Genomic DNA, 19,571 nt, shown 5'->3' on the forward strand with positions numbered 1-19,571 from the left:
CTGCCGGGAGAGGGCATTGCCGAGAGAAGCGAGTCAGACGGGTCTATTCCGGCTCGCGTTCACCTGTTGGTTAGCTCTCGCGACATCTCGAAAATGGCACGAAGCACAACGGCACCCGACGGCGAGAACAACCAGCCGAGGGCACTGCAATTGAGCACGATCGTAAACCAAAACACGACTTGAAAAGACTGCTTTCTGGATTTGTGACGAAGCAGCGACTGTGCGACTGCAGCACCTGGCCAACCACCTACCAGCCCAAAAAGATGCAAAGTGCTTTCTTGTGTTCGCCAACGGCCCTGCTTTGCAGCGGACTTGTCGAGCGAGTAGGCAACAAATGCGACAGCGCTAGCGACGAAATAGAGCCAGAGAATTAGAGACGGCAGCTTCCCAAAAACAACCGCCCCCGCCAGAACCACCAAGAAGATACCGGCAAACGTGAGCGCAACGTATCCAAGTTGAAAGGAGGCATTCCACGGCAGACGCTCGCCAGCGAATACGACGCGTTCAGCCCGCACTCGTCCATTGGCATCCGTCCCGATTTCGTAGGCCACCATGTCATTTTCAATTGGCCTGCGATGTCGACCTGAAATGGAATTGATGTGAACGAAGACTCGTCTTCCGTCGCCGATCGGAGTGATGAACCCAAAGCCACGTTCATCATTCCAGCTCGCTATTCTGCCTTGATACCGCAAATTGAGTTTTCCGAGAGCTAACGGTGTTGGTCACACGGCGGCGATCCGCGATGCTGCTTGCACGCCCTTAACATACTGGCCGAAATGGAGCCGAGCAACAAGAATCGATACCAAGTCATGGAGCAGCGGCAACACGCATCAAGGTCGACTGCGCATCACACGTCCTATCATTCGCGTAGATTAGCGTTATTAGCGGGCAAAAACATGCGCGCAACATTGCCCGCGAATAACGCTAATCTACGCGAATGGATGCGCCAGGTTGCCCTAGTCCGAAACGATCAATGACTGCCCTACAGCCCTAGGCTATCACGAAAACTGCAAGAGAACGCTGGACCACAAGAACGATTGCCGTAACCTGGGCCGGACGATTAATTTTCCAACACTAAAACCTTGCAAGCCGCCATCAGGTGCATTACATGGTTCCGGACCTCTCGCGTGCTCGTGCTCAGCATCGCGGTGCTCGTGCTCGTAATCGATCGGCACGGCATAGTCTACCGAAGGTTCTTTGACGTCGTCAAATTTCATGGCCATCCGAGTCAACATTGCCACGATTCGCTTGAGCTTGAACTTTAAATCGCGACTCGTTGAGTCGTTCACCCTACCAGTCGCGACCAAGACATCTTGAATCGCCGTGCACTCAAACGACGAACCGCGAGCTATATCGAAAAATCGAGCACGACCCTTCAAGCTTCGTCTGCCGTTGCCCTCGGCGATGTTCAACGTCAGGCAGGAGAGTCTTCACCGTCATTGATTGTGATCTTGCAGCCAATGCGGTTCGCATCCTTATTGTAAAGTCCAATCGTGATGCGTCCGGTTTCACGCAAGTGCATCAGGTAGTCGGCACTATGCTCAGCCGTCATGCCAGCGACCTCCGGGTACTCCGCTGCGACGATGCGGTGGCAGCGGACCAAGTAGCTACGCAGCACATCGCTAGCAACTTGTTCAAGCGTCTTTCCGTCTTTCCACATGGTGAGTTGCTGTGCTGAAGGGTTAGGATTCAATAAACTCGAGTCGGCAAAAGTAAGTGATCAGCGGGGACGGGCGAACTATGGCATAGTGTACACGATGGACTCGAAACGGCAAAAAGCTGTCCGTTTGGACGCACGTTGGAATTCACGGTGGTGGCGAGAATTGATCATTCACTTCGCATCGCACGGCCACCGCCACTCCTGTGCAATTCTCTCGTGCGCCGCCTTGCAGCGGGTGTACACAACCTAAAGCCAACGGCGTTGAATAGAGCATATCAATCGCGTCTACCGCGAGCAAATCAAATTGCAATCGAACATGCGTGCCGACACGTTAAAGGGAATCAGCTTACGACATGCAATTTGATTTCGTCGGGCTCAAGTTGCCGAAAGATAGTGCCAACCGGAGCGTTTGAAGATGAGAGCAAATTCAGTACGTATGGCATGACACGACCAACATCCGAAGTCTCGAACACAACATGGCAACCCTCGATCACCCCAGACGTGGCGTAGGTTCCCCCGCCAACGACATCACCATCGTCCAATTCGTCGAAAATATCGCAGAGAGGAAGGTCGTACAGTTCGCCGCGATTTATCGGGCTCATTGATGCGGGAATGAAAATCTCAAGCACGAACGGCACGTCAATAGCATCCAGTGTAGTTAGTGATGGCCCCAGGAATTGATGTCAAATCATTCCGTCGGCGAACGCCAGGATTCACGGGGTCGGGCAAGGGGGAAGTTTGATCTGTCAAAACGCGCGACGCTCGTGCAATCCATTTGTGATCTGGCTCATCAGGCATGTTGAGTCGTTGATTCGCCGAAGAATGTATTGGTCGTTGGACGTTCCTTCCGGTGAGAAGGATTTTGGCGGATGCTGGGAAGGGCGGCCAACACCGCCACTCGTGCCACCGAGCGGATCGGTCACATTTTCCCCACCGCCGTCCGGATCGGATTTGTAATTACCAACCGCCCCAGACGTCGAGCCAAATCCGGTCGCGTCCACTGGGGTGGTCGTGTACATCAGATGGTCATCATATAGCTTCACGATGGCGTGACCAACAGCATGCGGAGCTTTGCCCTTACGGCGAACGAACGATACGGGGCTAGTCTGCTTGTTGTAATCAACGTTTTCGACAGTGCCCTGAATCAGCCTTCCACCCTTGAACAGCGCCCACGTATTGTCCAAGATTACGAGCTGTATTGCTGATGACTCATCGTATGTGATGATACGATCCGCCTCGATTGCCGCCACATATTCCCATGTGCCGTTGAGTTGAGTAGCCGGATCACCAGCGCAACTCGGCGTACCAGCAAGGGCAACCAATGAGAGGCAGACGCTTCGAATCATCTTTCGCATTTCAATCCTCCGTGCCAGACAACGGTTGCGACAACCGGGTCGCCGCAGTTGATCTTCCATTTGCAAACGCGCTGTCGGCCATTCCGCGTTCATCGCGTGGTTACGCCGTGCGCGCGTCTGGATTCTCCGGCGTGTGCACGAAAGCGGTCCAAGTATGAACCACGTCCAACTCTGCGAACCATTTCTTGAGCTTTCGTTCTATCGTTGCTCCATTCCACACACGAAGCAGAAATGCTCCGTCATTGTCAGGGCACGTGTAATTGTCCCAGCACCATTTGTCCCAATCAAGACATTGCATTTGTTCGGCGGCGTTTCTGTAATCGTCGTTAGTTGGAACGGCAAATGGTGAAGATGATCGTACGTCATCGGGCGTCCACCATGCATGCGTGAAGCTCCAGCCAAGCGATGGATTCTCGATGATTAGCGTACCACCATCTGACGCGATGCGTTCGCGTGCTATGGACAAAGAAAGATATCGGCCGCTACGGCGCATCCGCCTGCGAATACGTCGTTCAAACATGTAGTTTGCGGTGACTGCGTATACACCCATGAGCGCCAAGATGGCGAAAACGAGGGGAATTGCCGGCATCACAAACGGCAACAAAAGGAACAGGGCTACCTTGCGGTACCACGGTTGCGAGCCGAACGTCCAGACGCTGCTATCAGTCATTGGTGCAAGTTGAATTGGCGTAACGGCACGCGTCACCCGGCACGCGCGAAAGATTCTCAATTTCAAAACCGGCCAACTCGCGTGCCCGGGTGCACGCGATGGTTACTCGCCTTCAGTCGTCTCCCGTCGCTCTCGACAAGTCGATCGCAGCGTCAATCCTATGCACAACAGCTTCTATGTTCTCGCCATATGTCACGTTTCCAAGCGTGTATAGTTCCATAGTTTGCGATTCCATAGCTCGGTGGACGTCCAGCCGATCCTTGAAAATCTTGATGCGGTCAGCAGCGGAATCTGCAAGCGCCAGTTCGGCATCCAACAGCTTCAGCTTTGCGTCGAGCACATCTAGCGACTGGAGTTCGCCCATCCCGAATTGCGATTCGACGTAGGTGAGATGGCGTTCAAGTACGTCGCGTTTTTCGATCAATAAATCTCGAATTCGAGAGTCAGACTCTTCTGTAGAAGTCTGTGCCGAAATGGTCGTTGAAACAAGAAACGCAGCAAGGCCTAAAATGGTGAGTACTAGGTATGATTTGGAGGAGAACATGGTAGTGGGCTTTCATAGTCGAGTAACGTCACGCGTCACCCGACACGCGTGAAAGATTTCCAATTTCAAACCGCCCGACTCGCGTCCCCGGGTGCACGCGATGGTTCCCCGCCGTCTTGTGGTTTCGTCCCCAGCGTGCCAGACGCCGCAGCTAACAATTGTGATTGATGATGCAAGAGTCGAAAAAGATGATAGTAGCCCAATCGCATGAATCCCATCATGACACTTGCGAACGCGAAAGCTAGCAGCCCCAAGTGCGATGAAGGTCTGGATGCAATGAATGCGAATCCACCGACCGCAAACACACCAGCGATCCAGAACATCAAATATGACATTCTCCGCTGTGGCTCCAGATCCGAAACAGCGAGAATGCGTTCGAGTCGAGCGAGTTCGCGGTCGGAAAGTGTTACGTGTGCCATTTGGTTCGAGAAGCGTTGGACGAAGTGCGGATTGTATCTGTCGCTAGTGTTTCAGTCGGGGAACGGTGGTGGTCACACGGCGGCGATCCGCGATGTTGCTTGTACGAATCGACGTTGCCCCCGCTTGCATGCACCACGTGGTTCTTGTAATGGGCGTCAAGCACATCGAACGATTCGGCAATCGCATCGATATTGCATGCCCTCAACATACTGGCCGAAATGGAGCCGAGCAATAAGAATCGATACCGAGTCGTGGAGCAGCGGCAACACGCATCAAGGTCGACTGAGCATCACCAGCCCTATCATTCGCGTAGATTAGCGTTATTCGCGGGCAAAAACACGCGCGCAACATTGCCCGCTAATAACGCTAATTTCGCGAATGGATGTGCTAGGTTGCTCTAGTCAGATGCGAACAATGACTGCCCGACAGACTTAGGCTACCACGAAAGCGGCAAGGGACGCTGGGCCGAAAGAACCGATCGATCACCGAGAGTATTGATTGCCAGCATGGAAGGCGCGCCAGCCGGCAAGATCTCTGGAGGTAACCGAGCCGCCGCCGAAAAACTATGACCTTCGCAAACCGCGTCATCGGCGAATCCGGTTCACCGCATGGTTCGGCAAGCCTTTCCATTAACGCTTGTCGATCAAATCAATATCATACGTCGCCTCAATCTCAGGCAAATCGAATCGCTCGTCGATGCTTGAATTGACGGTCCTCCACTCAAACTGCATCATCCGAATCCGCTCGGGTTCCTCAACTATCGCTGATGCGGGGAGCCAGATACCGTCCCTTAAGCTAGACAACTGATCGACACGGAAAACGCCCCCATGACCTGTATAGTCACGCAATCGAATAGGCGAGTAGCCGCGTTTGGCATCTAGAAACAGCAAATACGACGTCTCGCCATCGTCCTCACCGTACTGGATGATTCCGTCGGCAAGGAGCTGCGATTCTAACGATGGCCAATCCATGTAGTTTCTTACGACACCGGCCAATGATGTACCGCGACTCATATCCCCGATTGCGGCGATACCGAGTGCAAGCGGGTCAAAATACCCATCGATACGGTGATTCCCTGGAGGCATGATCGATCCTCGGGAGTCTCGCTCCGAAATGCTGTACTTCGGTGTGCGGACATCCAATCGCTTTAGCACCTTTTTGCCGTCATTAATTTGATGCTCCGCGACGAGCAATCTATCAGACTTTAGATCAGCGGCGATCTCAAGCGTCACCACCGGTTCGCTGACCGCAGGGTAAAGGACCCCATCGGTAGCTCGCTGTGGACGCCCCCGTTCGTTGATTGTTAGCAATAGTTCGTAAGTCGCAATAGCCTTTCTCGCATCTGCAAACTTGCGAACGGCGTCCTTGAACGGAGGTGCGTCTTGAGCCAAAGCCTGCACGTGTGCAAGCATCAACAATGCCGCGACGATCAACGATAGACGTAAGTGACTCATATTATCTCCTGCGGAACGTTGGCCGTCAGCGGGCCCGGCCAGTGTAGTTTCCATTTCTATTCGCGCCATGCCGGACTACGGGCGAGTAGACCGGGGTCTCTTTGGTTTAGGTTAGTGCTTGAGTTCACCGTTTACCACCGATTTCTCGATCGTCGTGTTCCAAAACTCCAACTTCGCCGCATTGACCTCCGGCCCCTCTCAGATCCGGACATGCCACTTTCTAGCATCCGGCTCCCAGACTTCACTTGGTATCGTTCTCGAAGACAGGCAGGTCACATTCGATTGCCTCGAAGCCACGCGGAGGTGTACGCATGGACGAAACAACGTCGTGTGCTACTGAACTCCCATCCCAAAAGCGAAACTGCGATACCACTGGGGTATCACCGAGAGTCCGTCACTGAGTACGGTCGGTGCCCAAACGGCATCGCGTGAAATCCTGACCGCCTTCCCTTCACCAGCATTACCCGGCTTCATTCCACTTGATTGGTTTTCAAGCTTCTGCGGTACTATTCGGTCATCCGACTCCCTGAATGTCATTTGTCTTCGTCGCTTATTCCACTCCTAAGACATACTCGGTCGCTTCCGACTGGCGGTCGCCGAGCGAGCAAGAACATCAGGGTATCACTGGTTGCCTGCTTGACTTAATGTGTAGTGCGAATGGGCCGCCGACGCCGGGGCTTCCTTTGCAGCTTGCCAATAATGCTGCAGAAGATGTTGCCTTCAGGCATGAACAAACCTTGGGCAGAATCCCACAGTTACCAAATTTCGGGGCGAATCCAAAATCCATTCAACGTCGCAGGGTCACCGACGATCGCTTCATCCTCACTACCTTTTGGTGTACGCGGAAGCGGCGACTTCGACCAAAGGTCTTATACAGCCGCTGCAACACTCGATACTGGGCACGTGGCTAGGGTTTACCCAGGCGGGATTCACACCCGCTAGTCAAGCAGACCTTGCCAGTCCGCACTTGCAACCGATGGTTACGTGTCTTCAATTACGCTTAGTAAGGCGTGGCAAATTGACGTTTAAAGTTAGTCCACGACCGCCCAATAGACGCCGCGTTGTCTCGCCACATAATAACGATAAGCAAAAAACGGGCGAAGTTGAGACTGTGACGCCCATGAACTGTGCGCAGGCAAAAAGGATCAGCGCAAGAAATGGAGCGATGCAGCAAAAGGACATGACCCAAAGTGGGATCGTGGGAAGTTCTGGAGAATCCATGTTGGTGCTCCTAAACTTGCGTTTTCTTGATGAACTCTCTGACCTGATCGACGGCAGACTCGAATAGCCCAGGCACGTGCTCCAGCATTTTCAGACGCTGTTCAGCACTCCATTCGTCATAGAGCTTGACGGAGCAAGAAGTGCCCCATTCGCCATACGGATCACGTTCCCAGCGATAGGAAGCGAGGCAAATAGCCTTTTCACCCCGCCATTTCCGCCACTCGAGGCGATCGTAATCTTCAGGGTCATTAGGATTCTCGCCATACTTAAAGCCAATCGTGCATGGAATTGGCAATTTCTTTAGTTGCTCCGCAACCTCTTCCCATCTAGCGTCCAGACGTTTGTACGCCTCTGTTACGTCGCCGCGAAGCGCTTCAACTGGCGCGGAGAGCGCGCTCAGATCTAGGTCAACCATCTCGGTTCCTTTTTCCCCGATAGAGGAAGTATTTGTTTAAGTGCCTTCCGCCAGGAAGGAGTAAAGTGCTTTCGCACAGTGAAACTATAGCGATTCAGCGAGAGGTGTCAAATGAATCACGTAACGTCAGCCGTAACCGGGCGGCGACGATTGATTTTCCATGTGAATCCGCCCGACTTCGCCGCTCCGGGCGAGTAGACCGGGGTCTCTTTGGTTTAGGTTAGTGCTCTAGCTCACCGATTACCACCGATTTCTCGATCGTCGTGTTCCAAAACTCCAACTCCGCCGCATTGACCTCCGGCCCCTCTCAGATCCGGACGTGCCACTTTCTAGCATCCGGCTCCCAACCAACACCTCTCACACGGCACTTCACTGTGTACCCGTCATCGCGATCAGGTCAGTCAAGCGGCGAGGGTTCGCTAAGGGATGACGGTCGCTCAGACGATCGAGATGCGTCCAGTTCACGTAGCTGCTCTGACTCCGGCGGCTCAAGTGACGTTTGACCATCACGCGGGCTCGGTTGCGGTACGCCATCAGCATTGGCCAATTGTCATTGACTCCATAATACTGATAGTGACCACGAAGCTTCGCGTTCAACGTCTGCCACATCTCACCAATCGGTGTGTCTAGCTGACTTCGGAACCATTTACGCAGTTCAACCAATTTCTGACGATACTTCTTCCCAGAGGTCTTCCGTTTCAGCTTGAATTTCCCGGCGCGACTGCGCCCACAGTAGTGAGTGAATCCGAGGAAGTCGAAAATGCCGGGGGACCCTTCGCCATGCCGGGTGGAATCCCGGCGGGCGAAACGACCAAAACGAAGCAGCTTTGTCTTATCCTCAGCGACCGACAACGAAAATCGAGCAAGACGTTTCGGCAACACCGCTTGGTATCTCCGCGCATCCGATTCCAGTTCAAAGCAGCAGATGAAGTCATCTGCATACCTGATCAGGGACGCATAGCCACGCATACGCGGTTTCACATCACGCTCGAACCACTCGTCCAGAACGTAATGCAAGTAGACGTTTGCAAGTAGCGGAGAGAGGCTAGCCCCTTGCGGGACTCCCTCCTCGGTTGCTTCCTGTTTGCCATCGATCAGAACTCCTGCCTTCAGAAAGCGGCGAACCAGTTCGAGCAGCTTGGGATCGCTGATGCGAATCTGCACCAGCTCAAGCAGCCGGTCGTGCGACACGTTATCGAAGAAACCTTCGATATCGGCGTCACTTACCCAGTTCACTTTCTTTGTGGCGATCGTTCGACCGAGTACCGCAAGCGCTTGGTGGCATGATCGCTTGGGACGGAAGCCATACGAAGTGTCGTAAAAGTCGACCTCGTAAATCCGTTCCAGAACCATCACGACCGCTCGCTGAACGAGCTTGTCTTCCACACAGGCGATCCCCAGTGGGCGACTCTTCCCATTCCCTTTCGGAATGTTCACTCGCAGACTGGGATTGGGTCGATAGCTTCCATCATGAAGGCGCTCCAGAAGGTTCAGCAGATTACTCTTTAGATCCTCCTCGTAGTCCTCCACGGTGCGGCCATCCACCCCCGGCACTTTTCCTCGTTTCAGTCGGCGAAACGCATACCACAGCAGCTCGTAATTGAGCAGCGAGAAGAGGTTATTGAAAACCTCGTTGGGATGCGCTGTCGCTCTTTCGGTGATGCGTCCAAGACGATCCAGAACCGAACTCCCACCACTGAGTGTGGGCGACTCGGAATCTTGTACGCATGTTGGCCTGACCGCCTTCCCTTCACCAGCATTACCCAGCTTCATTCCACTTGATTGGTTTTCAAGCTTCTGCGGTACTATTCGGTCATCCGACTCCCTGAATGTCATTTGCCTTCGTCGCTTATTCCACTCCTAAGACATACTCGCTCGCTTGCGACTGGAGGTCGCCGAGCGAGCAAGAACATCAGGGTCTCACTGGTTGCCTGCTTGACTTGATGTGTAGTGCGAATGGGCCGCCGACCCCGGGTCTTCCTTTGCAGCTTGCCAATAATGCTGCAAACGATATTGCCTTCAGGCGTGAACAAACCTTGGGCAGGATCCAACAGGTACAAAATTTCGGGGCTAATTCCATTCAACGTCGCAGGGCCACCTACGATCGCTTCATCCTCACTACCTTTCTGTGTACGCTTCAACGACTGACTTCGACCAAAGGTCTTATGCAGCCGCTGCAACACTCGATACTGGGCACGTGGCTAGCGTTTACCCAGGCGGGATTCACACCCGCTAGTCAAGCAGACCTTGCCAGTCCGCACGTTCACGGCATTGTTAGGCCCAGTTGGTTGTCTCAATGCATCATCGAGACTTGTGCTTCAGGGCTAATCAAAGCAAGCACGACGCCGTTCACGGGATTCATCGTGTGGCCAACATTCTACATGACTCATACTCAATCCGGTGCGACCTTCTTGCGTAACGGCGATCGCAATGCCGCAGGTATATTTTTCTGCGCCATGCGGATACCGGCCATCCTCAAAAAAGGAGAGACGTCCTTCGATCGTGTCCAAGTCGAATTTCACAAGTTTGTCTGTCACGACGTTCGAGTTCGTGATCTCGCAGCTATAGATTCGTAGCAATTCGCCGGGATAGATTTTGAAGCTGAATTTCGGTTTCCGTTCTCGCTTGGCAAAAGCACAGAGCACGCCGATACCCCAGTAGCCATTGATGTCGTTGTTTCGCGAGCATAGGAAAGCACACAAAGAATGTGCCAATGCGTTCATCTCGCGACGCTTCATTTTCGAGGGCCTAACGGTGGCGTTGACCGGGTGCGAACAGACGATTTAACCCTCAGTCAAAGGTCCGATGAGCACTCCGGCCCAACGGTTGGTTCGTCGGCGCGTTCATGACAGCAGCAGCGAACAGAATGCCATGCCGCAGAATAAATGGGTGAAGGCGTAGTTTAGAGCCAGACCCTACGGTTCATGCTGGGACCGGGAAAATCTCTCTTTCGTATATGCCTAAAAGAAGCGAGCGTCTAGACTAAGGTTCTGCACCATGCCGGAACAAATGGCGTTTGAAGTGCCTGGTTTGAGCACGTGATACATTTGACAGGCACCAAGGGTGAGGAGCATTAAAACGGATGTACTTCCCAGTAGAGATCTTTGTCTTTCCGATCGCGGCCGTGGTGTCGGTATGGGTGGTGGGATTGCCGCTCGGAAGAATTCTTGCAGGAAGGGCCCTAAACCGTCGGGGGAAGAAATTAAATCTCTCTACCGTCGCCACGGTTATGATTGGCTTGTTTGCAATGGCAGCTTGCCTCGGTGCTTCCGTTGGCACTTATGTTGTACTCTATGAGTACGCGCTCCCACCAAGGGGCTTTGACGCTGTGACAAATGAACTCGCTCAATTGGTTGTCATCCTACTTTGTGTCATGGCCCAGATTTGCGTTGCCCTTGCCACTTGGTATTTGGCTTACCACTACACTGCTTTACCAGCACACACCGTGCAGCAGCAACGCCTTTCCAAGTGAAGAATGGACACGGTTTCATTCGAGTCGCCCCAAACGAAAAATAGACGCGCTGGAGAACCTAGGGCTAAGCGGTGAATCCACTTTGACGCCGGCCGAACGTCGCCGATCACGGGGCGGCGACGAGGAATGTTCAATTGTCACAAAACGCGACTTCGCCGCTCCCGTGCATCGGAATGGTTCGCCGCATTACCAGTATCGGGCGCTGATATACGTGTCACCACTGGATGGTACATGCCAGAGGGTGTAGCCGCCACCTCGGTCAGAACGCCTGACGTACAATTCCAGCATTGATGGGTCGTAGGTCCAGCCGGTATCTGGAAAACGGTCGCTGAAAACTTGCTGGCTCAATTCGATCATGTGCTGCTGCCACAGAGGACCGCCTAATTTTGGCAGCCATTCATCATCGTCATGGTGTTGATTCAAGTCTGGACGCAATGAACGACGCTCGTCGACCCAAGATCGTAACGACGGAGTGTCGATGGTGAACTTCGACCAGTGACCCGCGCCATTTCGATAAAGAGTAATGTCCGTAGCATCTGTTGGAATCTCAATGTCCCCATCCCTGGGAACCTGAGACGCGTTTGCGTAATCGAATCGACCGTAACGTTGCAAGTCGACAACTGCCATCACTCCGACGCAGGATGGGATGAAGAGGAGCATACCGGCAAGAGTCAGCCAAGCAATTCGCTTTGGGGACCGAAGTGACATCGCACCCAAGCACCAAAGAATCGCGAAGGTAGCTACGGTAATTTGGAAGGGCAGGACGAGCGGTGCAAACATTCAATCAGTCGGGGAACGTCGGCAATCACCTGGCGGCGATGAGTGATTCTCAACTTCTAAACGCCAGATCCGCCGCTCTGGTGAATTGCATGGTTACCGCAAAACCGATTGCTGACCTGCCGAAGAGCAAACCACCTCAATCGATTCTGCAAGAACGAGTATAGGCGACCGGGCATCCACAGAACAATCGAAACGCCCGACTTCTGTTTTATGAGAGCAAATGCACTGCCACAGGACATTAAGCAACCGAAGGAAGATGGCATTGGCCACGCTACCGTCTGATTTGGCGATTATCGGAGCACCGCATTCTTGGTCGATCAAACAGTGCCGTGCGATCCGATTGACGTAGCGAAACTGACGGCGGACGCTGTAAATCTGGCCTTCGGGCCCGCCGGTGGCACGGGCCATCAGTTCGTCAAACGCAATCTAATCATCCGAAAACGCCATTCAACATTCACGGCCAATAACGAAGCGCAGAGACCGCGCAAAACCGACTGATCAAACACAAAACCAAACGTGCCGGTGCTGCGTGCGGTAACGTCGAGCATCAGGCGGTTGCGACGATTGATGCTCAATGTAAAAACGCGCCGATCGCAACTCGGCTGCATGCTGTTGTTATCCGCCGGGTTCACATTCTATGAGATCAATGTCCAGTGGGTCATGCTGACCGTTTTCGATCTCCGTGCGCATTCTTGATACATCTAAATCTTCCGAATCGACGCATTTGTCGAGTTCCACATACGCGGATGTTCTGTCGCCCAGTTGAGCAAGCACGGACGCGAGTGGAACCCGAGCAATTTCATCTGAGCCGCTCGCGATCGCCAGCAAGAAATGGTTTTTCGCGTCGGGCAGATTCCCCATCGTATCATGCCAATACCCAAGGGACAGATGGGCTGCAGAATACGACGGGTCGGCGGCAACAGCTTGAGTGTAGCATCGGAATGCGAAATCGTCGGGCAAGGACGGATGTTTGACCACACGAGAGAGGTCGCCAAGCACGTCAAGTAAGTACGGATCATCTGGGTGAGACTTCGAGAGATCAATCAGTTGATCTATGTCGGACGCATCCCATTCGCCTGCGCGATGTCGAATCGCCCATATGGTATCGTCGGGTTCCATGATTCATTGCCGACTGAGGCGGATAACGTCGAAATTCACGGTGGTGGCGGGATTTGATCAACCACTTCGAAACGCACGGCCACCGCCACTCCCGTGCAATTTTCTGGTTATCGCCAGTTTCGGCAAGCACACCGAATGAGTGCCCAGTTCGATACCGGTGAAGTGTCAGTCTAGCGTCCCGTAAGCCCTCGGAGCAACAACCAAGCCGGTATCGTCATGACAGTTAATCATCGAAGTACCCCCATGATGCACCGAGTGCCTCGAAATGGGCGCGAACATCACGTGACAACGAGTCGTCACCGCGGTTGACGTAAACGATCAAGGTGCGTGATTTGTCTTTCGGGTCAAGGCCGACAGCAAGCACGGTTCGTCGCCCCATACATTCGCAGATCACGTCGCGAAGGTGCGGTTGTTTCGAGCCGAGCCACGAATCGGATTGGTGCGTAAGAGTTAGGCCAATCGCCTTTAGTTCGGCGTTGACATCGGCGACGACGGCGTTAGGGATTCGCAGTTGATGAAACGGTTCCATTCGCGTGCAGCGTCAAAGTTCAGATGCGATAACGTTACGCGTAACCGGGAACGCGCGGAAAAGTCTCTAACGGCCAGATCGCTCAGTTCGCGTTCTCCGGTTCACGCGATGGTTCAAGTAAGCCGCTTCGCGGCGGGTGGTGGTTTGGTTCTGTAGTTTAGCGGAATTTTAGCGCGGAGGCATATTCCTTGTGATGTTTCTTTACTTCTACAAGGATTTTGTCGAATGGTTGACTACAACAAACTGCCTGCGGCTTCGAAGTTTTTCTGCGGTGATCTTTACCGTACCATGAACGAAGACCTCCAGTTGGCTGGCATGAGCAAACGGACGGTCCATGGTTACCTGCGTGCCGTCCGCCAACTTGCTGACTGGGCTAAGAAGACTCCGGACCGCGTCACCGAGCCGCAACTACGCAGGTACTTTCTGTATCTCAAGAACGAAAAAGAATTCGCTTACGGTTCTATCCGCGTTGCCTTCAGTGGCATCAAGTTCTTTTATACTCGAACCTGCAAACGTGACTTTGAAACGCTTGCTACCATGAAACTCCAACGATCCAAGACTCTTCCAGAGGTCATCACGATCGCTCAGGTTCACGCGATCATTGACGCCTGCAAGGTCGAGCGGATCGCTCTCTTCTACTGGACGGCTTATTCGATGGGCCTGCGACTGGAGGAAGCCCGCAACCTGCAGGTCGGCGACATCGACTCGAAGCGGATGATGGTTCACATCCATCGTGGCAAAGGAGCGAAAGACCGTTACGTCCCCCTTCCAACGACAACGCTCCTCTGGCTGCGAAAACACTGGGTCACTCACCAGCACGAGCGATTCCTCTTCCCAGCCGATGGACGCGACCACCAACAGTCGGCTATGTCAGAAACTCCGATCGCCACCTCAACCGTTCAAAAAGCGATCGGTAGCATCGCCAGGAAATTGAAATTCCGCAAAAAGGTTTCGACGCATACGCTGCGTCATTCCTACGCCACGTATCTACTGGAGGCCGGGGTATCACTCAAAGCCATTCAGCAGTTCCTCGGACACAGCAGTCTACAGACGACGATGATTTATCTGCACCTGACCGACAGTGCAGAAGCCAATGCTCGGGCGACGATCGAAAGGCTGTTTCGCCGCAAGTAATTCGTGGCAACGCTCGCCGAAGCCCTTCGCGTGCATGGGCCGACCGTTGCTAGATCGTTGTCTCGTACTCAGCAGAAAGTCTTCTCGCTAATCACACGCTGCCGCACCGGTGCCCTGGGCGGAGTGCAGTATCAGTGTACCGGTTGTGGCCGGGAACACTGGGTGGGACGAAGCTGCGGAAATCGTCACTGCACCTCCTGCGGTCACGAAAAGACGCAAGCCTGGGTCGAGAAACAGCGAGCCAAAACGATGCCGGTTCATCACTTCCTGGTCACGTTCACGGTCCCCCGTGAGCTAGGGTCGATGCTGCGCACTGTTAGCGAACAGGAGCAACGTGAAGGTTACCGGTGCCTGTTCGATGCCAGCAGCCAAAGCATTCGAGACGTCGGAGCCGCCACGAAGTCACTGCGTGGATGCAAGCTCGGCTACTTCGGAGTCCTCCATACCTGGGGGCGAGACCTGCAAACGTTTCATCCACACATTCACTATGTCGTTCCAGGCGGCGGCGTGAAAGTTGATGACAACGGCAATGCCATTGAATGGCGGAGTGCACCCAAAAACTTCCTGTTTCATCATGGAACGCTGATCCGAGTCTACAAGGCCAAACTGGCCGAAGAGTTTCGCAAGGCAGGACTGTATGACTTGGTCGATCCACGTGAATGGAAGAAAGACTTCGTGGTCGACATCCAACCCGTCGGTCATGCGGAGCCGACATTAAAATACCTCGCCCCGTATGTCCATCGTGTCGCAATCAGCGATAAACGAATCGTCTCGGTGGATGAGTCGATCGTGAAGTACACGGTCCGTCCGTCCAAGTCGAAGGGGACCGTGATCCGAACCGTTGATGGCGACACGTTCGTCCGCAGCTTCGCACAGCACATCCTGCCCAGCGGGTTCATGAAGATCCGCCATTACGGCTGGATGAGTGCCAACAGCAAAGTCCGGATCGAGGAAGTGAAGTGGCTGGTGTGGCTTTCACTCGGCTGGACGTTTTGGCTGGCCAGTGGATACGCCCCTCAGGAAAAGCCACTTACCGCATCGCTTCGATGTGCGGCATGCGGTGATGAGATGAAAGTCGTGGCAGTGACTTACGACGCGATCGTCATCGATCAAACGGATCAAGCACTCGCGTACTTCGACAGTGGATAAATGACCGCTACGCACCCACTAACCGTCAACACAAAAACGTCCTCCGGAAGGCGACCGCTACCGTTCTGCGCTCAAAACGGAAAACAGCAGAAAATCAACGTCATGTCCAACGGGAAACGCTTACAAAAGACGCTGCCCGCCACAAGCAACGGGCCATTCGACATCAAACGCCGCCCAAAAAACACGTCTACCGCGTCTCGCACCCGAAGCAAAAACCACAGGGCGTTTTAAGGCAATTCAGCGGCCTCTTGAACAAAGCCCTTGAGCTTCGGCTCGTACCTCGCGAAGTCAAAGGCTTACTGGTTATCCGACGATTTGTGACAATCATTTTCCGTCGAGCATTCGATTGATTCGTTTTACAACCAGTTGACGCGCCGATTTCTGAAGTAGTTCGTTCGGGAGATGAAGTAGCGACAATTTGAATCCGGGAAAAGCCGACACGTCACGAGAATTAGATTCAACGAAGTCGCGAATCGCAATTGCGTGATCGCGAGTCCATGCCCAAAGATTTGTTTCGTCAACATCAACGCAGAAGTAGGCATCGTCCGGCCACATCAGTTGATGTGATTTGGCGTATCCACAAGAAGGGCAAGTGCATCTGCCGGTTTCATCACGAAGACGGTTTCCCTTCTCATCTTCGCGAATTGTAACCGTGAACCGAGCCTCAGACGCACATTGCGGACATTTGATTGCCAGGCAGTCCGGGCCACGCAATCCCCAATCGTAAACGTGTGTCATGGCAGTATTGCTGAATGCTTAGTCGGATAACGTTGGCGATCAGCCGGCGGCGACAGTTGATCTTCCACTTCCAAAACGCCCGACTTCGCCGCTCGGTTGCATCGGATGGTTCCCCGAACTGGTGTCAGAAGTTTGTGCTTGCATCCTCGAGCGTGACTTCAAGCCCACGGCCAAACGCCGCATACTCACGAGCGGTTTCGAGAAAACGCACCAATTCAACGTGGCCAGGCCAAACGTGCGACACAGCAATAGTTTGCGATCCGGGATCATGTCGTAGTTCAGCATAACCGCCAGCGACGTCCCAATTGACTGTGTCAACCGATTTGCGGATCGTGCTGATAATTAGTTCCGTTTCTTCATCTGATTTCGCGAGATCTGAAATGTCATAATCGCGTGAGTATATGTGGTTGACAGAAACGTTCGTTGGGACGATTGGTCCAAGCGAACGTCCGTGTTTTAAACCGAGTCTGTACGTTGCGAATATCACTGAAGTACATGCGACTGCAATCAATGCCGATTGGATGCTGAAGCGGCGCCAGGAGACGCGTTTACGATGTGAGGGCAAGCCTGTGCTCCTTGTCTTAGTCGGGGAACGGTAGCGATATGCGGGCGGCGGCGAACGACTCAGCCACTGCGAAAACGGCGACCACCGCCGCTCCGTATCATCGCATGGTTATCGCACTCTTGGCCGAACCAGAATTAAAGTCAGTCGATGAGAACGACATGATACCCGACGGTAACAAGTGAGACCACAAATGAAGTGATCGCAAACACACGGTGCGTGGTGGTGCGAGTGACGATCGCGCAGATCACTCCGAGAACTCCGGACAGAGTGCCAGCGAGACAGATGTAGTCAACGAATGTGGTCATGACTGCGTTGTGGTTCCACGGTCCGCCGGCGGAGGGCGTTGCGTCCGAAGATGGAACTTGACCTGTAGACCAAGCGTAGCACCATGTGTATCCAACGAGAGTAAGGAGCCCGACAAGCGAACCGAGCGCAAGCACGAATGGCAGGCGCGGCGTTTTGTGGCCACGCGATTCGGAGTTTGCGTTGGTATGGATTTGAGCGTTCGTAGGAAGCCTGCGTTTAGTTGCGATAACGGTAGAAATCACGGGGAACGGGCTAACGACTTGCAAGCTGACGAGAAAACGGACCACCCGTTCTCCCGTGCATTTCATGGTTCTGCCTGCGATTCGGGTCCTAGTGGATTGGAGTCAGTCGGGACGTCATCCGCCCACCTCGGGTCACCGCGTTCATGAAGTATAGGCTCATCCGACACGGCGTTTACATACGTCGCGACGAGTTTGTCATAGTCCGCACGAGTCTCGTATGTTGGATGAAATTTGGAACGCAACGCACGCAACTCGGTCAGCACACGGTCGTCGTTGCCATTTTCCAATTCCACGATTGTGTTTTGAATCAAATCCTTCGTGGCGGCTCCGTACCAGATGTTCGAGTTGAGCCTGTCAAGCGAGCCGACGATCCACGCAACGCCGAATGCCATCGCAATGGCTGCGAGGCCAAGAGCGATGCGTATCTCCTTTCGGGATTGGAATTCGGATGCAAGCCAAGCGAGAGGCAGCACAACCACGAGAGTGAGGATCAGTCCGAGCATGGGAGCGAATTCGCTGCTTGGCGGTTGAGGAACAGCTTCAGTGGCAGAACGGCGACAATCACCCGGCGGCGACGAGAGATTTTCAACTTCGAAACACCAGACTTCGCCGCTCTGGTGAATTGTATGGTTACCGCTAAACCGATTGCTGAACTGCCGAAAGGCGAACCACCTCAATCGATTCTGCAAGAATGAGTATAGGCGACCGGGCATCCACAGAACAACCGAAACGCCCGACTTCTATTTTATGAGAGCAAATGCACTGCCTCAGAACATGAAGCAACCGAAGGAAGACGGCATTGGCCACGCTACCGTTTGAGTTGGCGATCGAAGCACCACATTCCTAGACGACCGAACAGTGCCGTGCGATGCGATTGCCGTAGCGAAACCGAAGGCGAACGCTGCGAACCTGGCCTTCGGGCCCGCCGGTGGCACGGGCCATCAGTTCGTTAAACGCAATCTAATCATCCGAAAACGCCATTCAACATTCACGGCCAATGACGAAGCGCAGAGACCGCGCAAAACCAATTGATTAAACACAAAACCAAACGTGCCGGTGCTGCGTGCGGTAACGGTGCGCATCAGCGGGCCGGGAAAGCTGATGCTCCAATTGTTAAAACTCGCAAGCCCGGCTCCGTTGCATGCGATTGTTACCCCTCGTCTGGAGGTGTGCCGAGAAAAACGGTTTGCGGATCATGCCAATTGCGATTTTGCGGTATGACACGGCATTCCGGAAATCGAGTCTCAAATTGAAGTATAGCATCATCACTGATTCTGTCGCAGTCGATAGCGATGTACTCCAAGCCGCTGATCTTTGCGGCGTCTTGCAGGCAAGTATCAGTCAGAATGTCATTGTCCAGATAGAGATGGGTAAGTTGATCGAGACCGTCAAGTCGCAGGATTGTAGTGAGATCGCTGTTTGCGACCCCATCCCCGATCGAAAGTTGATGCACGTGCGGGAACGGGAATGCGTTTCTGCGAACAGTAACGTTGCCGTAGGCGTTCAGATGCGACAGGAGTGTCTGGTGGCGAAGTTCTGCGCGATAGACCAACGCGAGATAGACGCAAAGCATGGTTGTGGCGGTAGCGATGAGAGCTATGCCGCCGGAACGATTGAATCGCAAAACCCTGTGAAAGACGTAACCGAAGCCAACAAGAACAGCAACAAGTGCGATGGGCAATGCGACCGAACGCAAGGGTGTAAACGCAACAAGCAACAGAACAACAATCGCGCCGTTGCGTAACGCCTTGCCACCGCTGTTCTCAGAAACCGGTTTGGGTGAATGTTCGGTCATCGT

At 53.6% G+C, this 19,571-nt stretch carries 21 protein-coding genes; 4 read left to right on the forward strand and 17 right to left on the reverse strand.

Annotation, left to right across the window (positions count from 1 at the left end):
* Window positions 1–59 precede the first annotated feature (59 nt).
* From FF011L_RS20800 to FF011L_RS20850, 11 genes are all read right to left on the reverse strand, one after another.
* Window positions 60–692: a DUF1294 domain-containing protein gene (locus tag FF011L_RS20800; protein ID WP_145353914.1), complete on the reverse strand. Its 633-nt coding sequence runs from the start codon at window positions 690–692 to the stop codon at window positions 60–62.
* 306 nt (window positions 693–998) lie between these two features.
* Window positions 999–1,412 carry a four helix bundle protein gene (locus FF011L_RS20805; protein WP_261342550.1) on the reverse strand — a complete coding sequence of 138 codons (414 nt, stop codon included), beginning with the start codon at window positions 1,410–1,412 and terminating at the stop codon, window positions 999–1,001.
* A gap of 2 nt (window positions 1,413–1,414) precedes the next feature.
* Window positions 1,415–1,660: a hypothetical protein gene (locus FF011L_RS20810; protein ID WP_145353915.1), complete on the reverse strand. Its 246-nt coding sequence runs from the start codon at window positions 1,658–1,660 to the stop codon at window positions 1,415–1,417.
* 341 nt (window positions 1,661–2,001) lie between these two features.
* Window positions 2,002–2,262 (reverse strand): hypothetical protein, encoded by a 261-nt coding sequence (locus FF011L_RS20815; protein WP_145353916.1) that lies wholly within the window; start codon window positions 2,260–2,262, stop codon window positions 2,002–2,004.
* A gap of 144 nt (window positions 2,263–2,406) precedes the next feature.
* Window positions 2,407–3,015, reverse strand: a complete 609-nt coding sequence (locus FF011L_RS20820) for a hypothetical protein (RefSeq protein ID WP_145353917.1) — start codon at window positions 3,013–3,015, stop codon at window positions 2,407–2,409.
* Between the two features lie 100 nt (window positions 3,016–3,115).
* Window positions 3,116–3,685: a hypothetical protein gene (locus FF011L_RS20825; RefSeq protein ID WP_145353918.1), complete on the reverse strand. Its 570-nt coding sequence runs from the start codon at window positions 3,683–3,685 to the stop codon at window positions 3,116–3,118.
* Window positions 3,686–3,797: 112 nt separating this feature from the next.
* Window positions 3,798–4,229: a hypothetical protein gene (locus FF011L_RS20830; protein ID WP_145353919.1), complete on the reverse strand. Its 432-nt coding sequence runs from the start codon at window positions 4,227–4,229 to the stop codon at window positions 3,798–3,800.
* A 1,049-nt stretch (window positions 4,230–5,278) separates the two neighbouring features.
* Window positions 5,279–6,103, reverse strand: a complete 825-nt coding sequence (locus tag FF011L_RS20835) for a DUF2059 domain-containing protein (protein ID WP_145353920.1) — start codon at window positions 6,101–6,103, stop codon at window positions 5,279–5,281.
* A 1,231-nt stretch (window positions 6,104–7,334) separates the two neighbouring features.
* On the reverse strand, window positions 7,335–7,739 hold the full coding sequence (locus tag FF011L_RS20840; protein WP_145353921.1) for a hypothetical protein: 405 nt from the start codon (window positions 7,737–7,739) through the stop codon (window positions 7,335–7,337).
* 369 nt (window positions 7,740–8,108) lie between these two features.
* Window positions 8,109–9,512, reverse strand: a complete 1,404-nt coding sequence (gene ltrA / locus FF011L_RS20845; RefSeq protein WP_145353922.1) for a group II intron reverse transcriptase/maturase — start codon at window positions 9,510–9,512, stop codon at window positions 8,109–8,111.
* Between the two features lie 551 nt (window positions 9,513–10,063).
* Window positions 10,064–10,462, reverse strand: a complete 399-nt coding sequence (locus FF011L_RS20850) for a hypothetical protein (RefSeq protein WP_218932775.1) — start codon at window positions 10,460–10,462, stop codon at window positions 10,064–10,066.
* A gap of 359 nt (window positions 10,463–10,821) precedes the next feature.
* Here FF011L_RS20850 and FF011L_RS20855 point away from each other — a divergent pair, with 359 nt between their 5' ends.
* Entirely contained in the window at window positions 10,822–11,211 is a 390-nt protein-coding gene (locus tag FF011L_RS20855; RefSeq protein WP_145353924.1) for a hypothetical protein, read from the forward strand.
* A 186-nt stretch (window positions 11,212–11,397) separates the two neighbouring features.
* On the opposite strand, the gene FF011L_RS20860 is transcribed toward FF011L_RS20855, so the two are convergent.
* Window positions 11,398–11,919, reverse strand: a complete 522-nt coding sequence (locus tag FF011L_RS20860; protein ID WP_145353925.1) for a hypothetical protein — start codon at window positions 11,917–11,919, stop codon at window positions 11,398–11,400.
* 62 nt (window positions 11,920–11,981) lie between these two features.
* Here FF011L_RS20860 and FF011L_RS26530 point away from each other — a divergent pair, with 62 nt between their 5' ends.
* Window positions 11,982–12,155 (forward strand): hypothetical protein, encoded by a 174-nt coding sequence (locus tag FF011L_RS26530; protein WP_218932776.1) that lies wholly within the window; start codon window positions 11,982–11,984, stop codon window positions 12,153–12,155.
* 451 nt (window positions 12,156–12,606) lie between these two features.
* Here the strand turns inward: FF011L_RS26530 and FF011L_RS20865 are convergent, their stop codons facing one another.
* Together FF011L_RS20865 and FF011L_RS20870 are read right to left on the reverse strand one after the other, a co-directional pair.
* Window positions 12,607–13,110: a tetratricopeptide repeat protein gene (locus FF011L_RS20865; RefSeq protein WP_145353926.1), complete on the reverse strand. Its 504-nt coding sequence runs from the start codon at window positions 13,108–13,110 to the stop codon at window positions 12,607–12,609.
* A 223-nt stretch (window positions 13,111–13,333) separates the two neighbouring features.
* Window positions 13,334–13,639, reverse strand: coding sequence for a hypothetical protein (locus FF011L_RS20870; RefSeq protein WP_145353927.1), 306 nt, complete (start codon window positions 13,637–13,639; stop codon window positions 13,334–13,336).
* A gap of 225 nt (window positions 13,640–13,864) precedes the next feature.
* Between FF011L_RS20870 and FF011L_RS20875 the strand changes: the two genes are divergently transcribed.
* A complete protein-coding gene (locus FF011L_RS20875; RefSeq protein ID WP_145353928.1) occupies window positions 13,865–14,773 on the forward strand; it encodes a tyrosine-type recombinase/integrase in 909 nt (302 codons plus the stop codon).
* 3 nt (window positions 14,774–14,776) lie between these two features.
* Window positions 14,777–15,922: an IS91 family transposase gene (locus FF011L_RS20880; protein ID WP_145353929.1), complete on the forward strand. Its 1,146-nt coding sequence runs from the start codon at window positions 14,777–14,779 to the stop codon at window positions 15,920–15,922.
* 1,443 nt (window positions 15,923–17,365) lie between these two features.
* Here the strand turns inward: FF011L_RS20880 and FF011L_RS26535 are convergent.
* The 3 genes from FF011L_RS26535 to FF011L_RS20895 all read right to left on the reverse strand — a co-directional run bounded on the left by FF011L_RS26535 (window position 17,366) and on the right by FF011L_RS20895 (window position 19,568).
* Window positions 17,366–17,530, reverse strand: coding sequence for a hypothetical protein (locus tag FF011L_RS26535; RefSeq protein WP_218932777.1), 165 nt, complete (start codon window positions 17,528–17,530; stop codon window positions 17,366–17,368).
* Window positions 17,531–17,835: 305 nt separating this feature from the next.
* Window positions 17,836–18,276: a hypothetical protein gene (locus FF011L_RS20890; protein ID WP_145076644.1), complete on the reverse strand. Its 441-nt coding sequence runs from the start codon at window positions 18,274–18,276 to the stop codon at window positions 17,836–17,838.
* A 647-nt stretch (window positions 18,277–18,923) separates the two neighbouring features.
* A complete protein-coding gene (locus tag FF011L_RS20895; RefSeq protein ID WP_145353931.1) occupies window positions 18,924–19,568 on the reverse strand; it encodes a hypothetical protein in 645 nt (214 codons plus the stop codon).
* Window positions 19,569–19,571: the final 3 nt, after the last annotated feature.

Source organism: Roseimaritima multifibrata (genome assembly GCF_007741495.1).
Taxonomy (GTDB): Bacteria; Planctomycetota; Planctomycetia; order Pirellulales; family Pirellulaceae; genus Roseimaritima; species Roseimaritima multifibrata.

Bases quoted from the DNA above. Each gene is read 5' to 3' on its own strand.
- FF011L_RS20865 (WP_145353926.1), bottom strand. From the start codon at position 13,110: ATGGAACCCGACGATACCATATGGGCGATTCGACATCGCGCAGGCGAA.
- FF011L_RS20870 (WP_145353927.1), bottom strand. From the start codon at position 13,639: ATGGAACCGTTTCATCAACTGCGAATCCCTAACGCCGTCGTCGCCGAT.
- FF011L_RS20835 (WP_145353920.1), bottom strand. From the start codon at position 6,103: ATGAGTCACTTACGTCTATCGTTGATCGTCGCGGCATTGTTGATGCTT.
- FF011L_RS20875 (WP_145353928.1), top strand. From the start codon at position 13,865: ATGGTTGACTACAACAAACTGCCTGCGGCTTCGAAGTTTTTCTGCGGT.
- FF011L_RS20855 (WP_145353924.1), top strand. From the start codon at position 10,822: ATGTACTTCCCAGTAGAGATCTTTGTCTTTCCGATCGCGGCCGTGGTG.
- FF011L_RS20860 (WP_145353925.1), bottom strand. From the start codon at position 11,919: ATGTCACTTCGGTCCCCAAAGCGAATTGCTTGGCTGACTCTTGCCGGT.
- FF011L_RS20810 (WP_145353915.1), bottom strand. From the start codon at position 1,660: ATGTGGAAAGACGGAAAGACGCTTGAACAAGTTGCTAGCGATGTGCTG.
- FF011L_RS26535 (WP_218932777.1), bottom strand. From the start codon at position 17,530: ATGACCACATTCGTTGACTACATCTGTCTCGCTGGCACTCTGTCCGGA.
- FF011L_RS20830 (WP_145353919.1), bottom strand. From the start codon at position 4,229: ATGTTCTCCTCCAAATCATACCTAGTACTCACCATTTTAGGCCTTGCT.
- ltrA (WP_145353922.1), bottom strand. From the start codon at position 9,512: ATGAAGCTGGGTAATGCTGGTGAAGGGAAGGCGGTCAGGCCAACATGC.
- FF011L_RS20890 (WP_145076644.1), bottom strand. From the start codon at position 18,276: ATGCTCGGACTGATCCTCACTCTCGTGGTTGTGCTGCCTCTCGCTTGG.
- FF011L_RS20840 (WP_145353921.1), bottom strand. From the start codon at position 7,739: ATGGTTGACCTAGATCTGAGCGCGCTCTCCGCGCCAGTTGAAGCGCTT.
- FF011L_RS20825 (WP_145353918.1), bottom strand. From the start codon at position 3,685: ATGACTGATAGCAGCGTCTGGACGTTCGGCTCGCAACCGTGGTACCGC.
- FF011L_RS20815 (WP_145353916.1), bottom strand. From the start codon at position 2,262: ATGAGCCCGATAAATCGCGGCGAACTGTACGACCTTCCTCTCTGCGAT.
- FF011L_RS20850 (WP_218932775.1), bottom strand. From the start codon at position 10,462: ATGAACGCATTGGCACATTCTTTGTGTGCTTTCCTATGCTCGCGAAAC.
- FF011L_RS20820 (WP_145353917.1), bottom strand. From the start codon at position 3,015: ATGCGAAAGATGATTCGAAGCGTCTGCCTCTCATTGGTTGCCCTTGCT.
- FF011L_RS20895 (WP_145353931.1), bottom strand. From the start codon at position 19,568: ATGACCGAACATTCACCCAAACCGGTTTCTGAGAACAGCGGTGGCAAG.